The sequence below is a fragment of the Ursidibacter arcticus genome, assembly GCF_009761375.1.
In the GTDB taxonomy this organism is placed as follows: Bacteria; Pseudomonadota; Gammaproteobacteria; order Enterobacterales; family Pasteurellaceae; genus Ursidibacter; species Ursidibacter arcticus.
On sequence record NZ_LEKM01000190.1, the window covers coordinates 1 to 7,651 of the forward strand.

2 protein-coding genes are annotated in these 7,651 nt (G+C 36.9%); both read left to right on the plus strand.

Annotated elements, in window-relative coordinates; genetic code table 11:
* Nucleotides 1-5,076: Ig-like domain-containing protein (locus A1D25_RS08555; RefSeq protein ID WP_157395267.1), on the plus strand; the 5,076-nt coding region annotated here is incomplete at its 5' end.
* 466 nt (nucleotides 5,077-5,542) lie between these two features.
* A complete protein-coding gene (gene thrS / locus A1D25_RS08560) occupies nucleotides 5,543-7,474 on the plus strand; it encodes a threonine--tRNA ligase (RefSeq protein WP_157395268.1) in 1,932 nt (643 codons plus the stop codon).
* The last annotated feature ends 177 nt before the right edge of the window (nucleotides 7,475-7,651 follow it).

Consider the following 7,651-nt stretch of genomic DNA (forward strand, 5'->3'; position numbering starts at 1 on the left):
CCTCAGCCTGAACCGCAACCTCAGCCTGAACCGCAACCTGAGCCTGAACCGCAACCTCAGCCTGAACCACAACCTCAGCCTGAACCGCAACCTCAGCCTGAACCACAACCTCAGCCTGAGCAACCAACACCTAAAATCACTATCAATGATATAAGTGACGATAATGTCTTAAATAAAAGTGAGAGCGAGAGTAATGTTTCTTTAACAGGCAATGTTGAATATCAAGGTACTCAACCAATTAAATTACAAGCGGTCATTAACCAAGAAAAATTTGCAATTACTTTAAATGAAGATAAAACGTGGAGTGTTGAGATTCCGGGCGAAAAATTAAAACAGAACCAAGGAATAAACAACCTAAAAGTTATCGCTACTTTAGTCAATTCAGAAGAAACACTTACAGAAGAAAATAAAGAATATAGCGTTGATACAATAATCGGAAAACCAATCATCAAAATTAATGGTATTACCGATGATGACATTATTAATGCAGTGGAATCCAAAGAAACTACGTTAAAAATTAGCGGTACGGTAACCAATACAGCTCATTCAGAAGTTAAAGCCACAGATAAAGTTATTCTGAAATTAGGCGACAGTACACAGAAAGTGACACTCGTAGAGAAAAATGGCGTGTTTACTTTTGAAGCAGATGTATCTACAACATCTTTGGTGAAGCATACTCAAATTACCGCTGAAATTATGACTACAGATAGTGCGGAGAATAGCGACACAACGACTGTATTGCGTGATTACAAGGTCAAAACGGATATAGCAACCCCAGTTCTCACTATTGATAACATTACAGGCGATAATAAAATCAATGTGGCTGAAGCCAAAACTAACATTACCATTTCAGGTACGGTAAAAAATGGTTTTAATGGACAAAAAGTGATCTTAACCTGCGGTTGCCCAAGCTGTACAGGCACTAAATGGACAGATTTAGAAGCCATTATTAGTGATGGTAAATTCAAAGTCGATGTAAAAGGTGCGGATTTAGTCGCTGCTGCTCAAAATAATAAAATGAAGATAAAAGCAAATTATGAAGCAGTAGATGAGGCTAAAAATAAAGCTAAGGCGGAAGAGGTAGAGAAAGAGTATAGTGTTGATACAAAACAACCTAAAGTGAGTGTGACCATTGATCCTATTGGAACGGATGGTGTTATTAATATTGAAGAAGCGAAAGCTAGCACAATAAAAATAACAGGGAGTTTTTCAGCTGGTCGTGGCATTTTCCCTGTCGGTAAAGCAGAATTAATTATTGGTTCAGATAAAGTACCTTTAACATTTAATGGTACAAACTTTAGTGTAAATGTTGCAAAAGAGATGTTATTAAAAAATCAGCATACAGGTTTAATTGGTATTAAAGCTGTATTTTTTGATGATAATGATTTTACGAATTTAGATGGAATTTCTGTAAATTCCGCCCCAAATAGCGATTCTTTACCTGCAACATACCGCTTCGATCTAGAATCACCAACATTAGGTATTACGGTTAATCCAATTCCAACCATTAATTTGGAAGTGGCAAAACAGCCAATTACGCTATCAGGGCAATTAAATTTTGATAAAGCCAAAGTAGATGAAAAGAGCGTACAGGCAGAAATTACAATTAACGGCAAAAAACACCAAGCAGTGCTTGATTTAGAAAATAGCAGTTGGAGTTTAACCTTGCCAGCAGGGGAATTAACTGCAACACAAGGGAATTCACAAATACAAGCGGTGATTACAGGCAAAAGTTTTACAGGTAATAGTGGGAAAGGAGATGTAACGGCAAATTACAATGTGGATACTATTTTGCCAACCCCAACCGTTGAATTAACGGTGGGTGAAAATAACCGTGTGTTAAAAACGACAACAGGGGAAGTAGCTTTAACAGGTAAAGTGAAAGGAGAGTTCAAAGTTGGTGAACTTGTTACTCTCAATGTGAATGGCTGGTCGCAACAAGTTGAAATAAAAGCGGAGGGTAACTTTAGCACAACTATTCCAGCCAGCAAATTATTAGAAAACAGCTCGCAAGGCATTAGCATTCAATATCAGCATAGCGATGAAGCAGGTAATGTTGGTGTATTTAGTGGCACACAACCTTACACTGTTGCCACAGCGGATATTGGTATCAGTTTAGCGCCTTTAACGACAGACAATTTCTTAAATGTGACAGAAGGTCAAAAAACTATCACTCTAAAAGGTAAGATATGGGGGAATGATTTAGGTGGTAATCCAACTGTAAATATTGAAGTTGGAGGCAAGACTAAGACAGCCGAGGTAAGTGGAAAAGATGTTAGTGTTACTCTCACTTTAGATGAATTAAAAAATACTAAAGATTACACCTTGAAAGCAACGGTGCTGGGGCAAAGTAATGCTACCGCAGAAACTAAACTTCAATATGATCTCGATCCAAATTTAATTGCAGCAATAAAGATTGAGAGTATTGGCGATAATTTTATTGTGGATGCAATTAATACTCGTAGTGTACGCATAAAAGGGAGCGTTGAATTTGATGGCATTTATGCCTTAGGGCAAAATGCACGTTGGTTAAAAACGATTAATGTGAACATCGGTGATAAAGTGTATACCGTTGGTTTTGACGGCAAAACAAAAACATTTTTTGTTGATATTCCTCAAGCAGATTTTGAAATGTTGAATGGAAAAACAATCACTGTCGATTTTAACGATAGTCGTCAAACTTATTTTCCTAAGACTCCAGTGGATTTAGTTGCATCAACAAATGGCTCACCATTTAAAACTATAAAACCAACACCTGAACCAGAAATTAAAATAAAATCATTAAAATTAACGAGTGAAAATAATCTAATTCAGAAAATAGATGGAGGAGAGGAATATTCTCGTTCTATTCAAGAAAATAAAGTTTTAGTTTCAGATAATTATAATTTGAATCAAACAGATCATAGTATTGAGCTAAGTAATAAATTTGAGTCAATGGAAATTAAAACAACAGTTGCAGAACATAATCAGTATTTATTCAAATTACCTAAAGATTTTGACATTGTCACTGTTTTTGGAAAGGTTGATGGACTTGTGAAACAAGACGATAAGATTGATTTATATCTCAATAATGGCATAGAAGTAAAAATCTATAGAGATATAGAGGTAAATACAGATAAAACATTTAGCACTAAAATTTCAAGAAAAGACTTTGAAGTGCTTAATAATAGTAAAACTACCGGTAAATCATCTTACTCTACCATCACAGCAATATTAAAAGTAAATAATGGATTAGGAAAAGAAATAGAAGTAATCGATATAGTTAATTTTTCTTCAATCAAATCGATTGACGATCTTTTTGTTAGTAAATTCTCTCAAGCAAATAAAGATTTACCATATTTTATTGATGGAGTGAATTCTGGAGAAAACTATAATTTTTTAAATAAGATAGCTTACGGCGGAAATGGTGAGAGAACTGTTATAAAGTACCATTTTGCAAATGTAAATAGTTCTAATGTTAATAATCCTAATACAAGCATTGCTAAAGATAATAGTTTTTTAGAATATTCAGAAGGACACAAGAGTATTATTAGAGAAGCATTTTCAATTATCTCTAAATATATAAATATAGAGTTCGTTGAATCTGAAGATAAAATTAGTAAAAATGATGGGATAACATTGTATTATGCTGATTTTATTGATAAATATGAAAGCTCTATTGCTTTAGCATATTCTGGTGGAGATTTATATTGGCAAAAAGATATGATTATTTCAGAGGCTGAAAAAGAGGGTATTTCAGAAATTGAAAAACTGTATAACAATGATAGAGTTTTGCGTATTGCCTTACACGAAATAACTCATAATCTTCAAATGAGACATACAGAATATGCTGAAAATGGACAGCCAAAAGTAAGGACGAATTTCGAGACAGAAGCATCTAGTGAATTTACCTTAATGTCTTACAATGTCAGCGCTGAAGCAGAATCATTAAGAGATTTAAGAATATATGACTTAGCATTCTTACATTATCGATTTGGTGTTAATAAAAATCAACGCTCAGGTAACGATGTCTATACATTTAAAAACTACGACTATTATTCTTCAGATGGTGCTATTTATATTTGGGATGGCGCAGGTATTGATACGTTCGATGCTTCTCAAGAAGATAAAGCAGTTCACGTTAATTTAACACCGGGTTCTTGGATTTATCGAGGAGAGCATAGAACCAAATATTTGGTTCTAGAAGGAGAAGATAAATTTAACAGTGCTAATGGCTATTTTTCCGAAAAAGATGCAACAAATATCCATTTGGCGACAGGCTATTTAGATTATCACTCTTCTGAGATTTTTAGATTAACAAAACGTGGTACTAGTGCAGAAGCAGTTAAGTTCAATAATTACACCAAAGACCAAGCCTTTATCGGTTTTGGTACGCAAATTGAAAATCTGATTGGTTCAAAACATAATGATGAATTGATTGGTAACAAAGCGGATAATAATATCTCAGGTGGTGATGGTGATGATATTATCAAAGGCGGTGAGGGTAATGACTACCTAGATGGTGGAGCAGGCAACGACCAGTTATACGGTGGCTTAGGCGATGATATTTTTGTGGTGGATTCAACAAGCGATACGGTTACGGAAAATGCGAACGAAGGTAATGACACTATTTACAGCACCGTTGATTTTACGCTACCAGCAAATGTTGAAACGCTCATTTTAATCGGCAATACCGCTAAAAATGCTACTGGTAATGGCGAAAATAACACCTTAGTTGCTAACAACGCAGGGAATACATTGAAAGGTGAAGCTGGTGATGACCGACTAATCGGCGGTTTAGGGGAAGATACCTTGACTGGTGGCGATGGAAATGATGTTTTCGTATTTAAGACGGTGTTAAATGGTAAAGTGGATACCATTACTGACTTTGTTTCAGGAACAGATAAAATTGAGCTTTCAAGAGATATTTTCTCATCGTTACTTGAGCAGACCTCTAATTTGAGTGATTATCTGAAATACGACTCTTCAGCAAAAACACTCTCATACGATCCTGATGCTTTAGGTATTGCTGATCCAATAATTTTTGCTAAAGGATTAACAGCCTTTGATTTAGCGAAAGATGTGATTATTGTATAGATAAAGAAAGTGAGTAGTGTGGCGAATGTTCACACTACTCATTTATTTTTAAGCGGTGATTCGCTTTTCGTTATAGCAAAAATTTGCTAAAATCTAACCGCTTTTTCGTCCGCCCACTTGTGAGGGCGAGTAAAGCTTAGTTTTAGATACAATAATCAATTAAGAAATCGCAAAAAATGATCGAAATCTAACCGCTTGCAAGTGGTTTAGATTATTGACAACGTTTTTTCCATTCGGACGCACTCAGTGCGTCCCTACAAGGAAAATCATAACCGATTGAAAAATAACACATTTTGTTTTATTGTGTAGGGACGCCACGCTGGCGTCCGTTTATTGAATACAACAAATTGGGGGTTGTCATCAGCCTGAACCGCTTGCAAGCGGTTTTTTGTTTTCCATTTTTTGCAAAATGTTCAATCTCAACAAGTAGCCTTTCGTATGGGTTACCACTGTATAAGGATTAAAAATGCCAATTATTACTTTACCAGATGGCTCTCAACGCCAATTTGATCACCCCGTTTCTGTAATGGACGTTGCCCAAAGTATCGGTGCAGGTCTTGCTAAAGCAACTATCGCAGGGCGTGTAAACGGTGAACGCCGTGATGCATCAGACATTATTCACGAAGATGCAACGCTAGAAATTATTACCGCCAAAGATGAAGATGGTTTAGAAATTATTCGTCACTCAACGGCTCACTTGCTTGGCCACGCAATTAAACAGCTTTTCCCAAATGTAAAAATGGCGATTGGCCCAACAATCGACAACGGTTTTTATTATGATATTGATTTAGATCGTTCTTTAACTCAAGAAGACATTGATGCGTTAGAAAAACGTATGCTTGAGTTAGCGAAAACAAACTACGATGTAGTGAAAAAGCCAGTGAGTTGGCAAGAAGCTCGAGATACTTTTGAAGCTCGTGGTGAGCCATATAAAATGGCAATTTTAGATGAAAATATAGCTAAAACAGATACGCCAGCGTTATATCATCACGAAGAGTATATTGATATGTGTCGTGGTCCACACGTCCCGAATATGCGTTTTTGCCACCACTTTAAATTGATGAAAGTCGCTGGAGCTTACTGGCGTGGTGATAGCAAAAATAAAATGTTACAACGTGTTTATGGTACGGCTTGGGCGGATAAAAAACAGCTTGCTGATTACTTACACCGCTTAGAAGAAGCGGCTAAACGTGATCACCGTAAAATTGGTAAAGCGTTAGATTTATTCCATATGCAAGAAGAAGCACCAGGAATGGTATTTTGGCATAATGACGGTTGGACAATTTTCCGCGAGTTAGAAACTTTTGTTCGTACTAAACTTAAACAATACGATTATCAGGAAGTAAAAGGTCCATTTATGATGGATAGAGTATTGTGGGAGAAAACAGGTCACTGGCAAAACTATGGCGATTTAATGTTCACAACGTCATCTGAAAATCGTGAATATGCAATTAAGCCGATGAACTGCCCAGGGCATATTCAGATTTTCAACCAAGGTCTAAAATCTTATCGTGATTTACCATTGCGTATGGCTGAGTTTGGCTCTTGCCATCGTAATGAGCCATCTGGTTCATTACACGGTATTATGCGTGTGCGTGGCTTTACCCAAGATGATGCACATATCTTCTGTATGCCAGAACAGGTTGAAAGTGAAGTAACTTCGTGTATTAAGATGGTTTACGATATTTACAGCACCTTTGGTTTCCAAAATATCAAAGTAAAACTTTCAACTCGTCCTGAGAACAGCATTGGTACTGATGAAATGTGGGCGAAAGCAGAAGCGGATTTAGCCGCAGCCTTAGTTGCCAACGGGCTAGAATATGAAATTCAAGAAGGCGAAGGGGCATTCTATGGACCGAAAATTGAATTTACGCTACACGACTGCTTAGATCGTGCGTGGCAATGCGGTACGATCCAGCTAGATTTCTTCTTACCAGAGCGTTTAAATGCGTCTTATGTTGCTGAAGATAATGATCGTAGAACACCTGTAATGATCCACCGAGCAATTTTAGGATCACTTGAGCGTTTTATCGGGATCATCACTGAAGAATATGCAGGTTTCTTCCCTGCTTGGTTAGCCCCAACACAAGCTGTGGTTATGAATATTACAGACAGCCAAGCGGATTATGTTCAGCAAGTTGTGAAAGCCTTATCTGATGCAGGTATTCGTGTAAAAGCGGATCTGCGTAATGAAAAAGTGGGCTTTAAAATCCGCGAACATACTCTACGTCGTGTTCCTTATATGCTCGTATGTGGCGATAAAGAAATCGAAGCAGGCAAAGTTGCAGTGCGTACACGCAAAGGTGCTGATTTAGGCACATTTACCATTGCAGAATTTACCGAACTCTTGAAAAATCAAATTAGACAACGTGAGTTGAAATTGTTGGGTGAAGAGTAGTTCGTAAATTTTAACTAAAAAGACACCGCTTATCAGGCGGTGTTGGAGTATTAAATTCTGCCCCCGCAAGCGGGGCAGATTATTAACCAACTTCCTAAGATAAATACAAATAAGTATTTCAGATTATTGACAAAGTCTTTTTTCATTCGGACGCCAGCGTGGCGTCCCTACAAGGAA

What these genes read in the sequence shown, in the direction of transcription:
- thrS (WP_157395268.1), top strand. Translation starts at nt 5,543, where the DNA reads ATGCCAATTATTACTTTACCAGATGGCTCTCAACGCCAATTTGATCAC.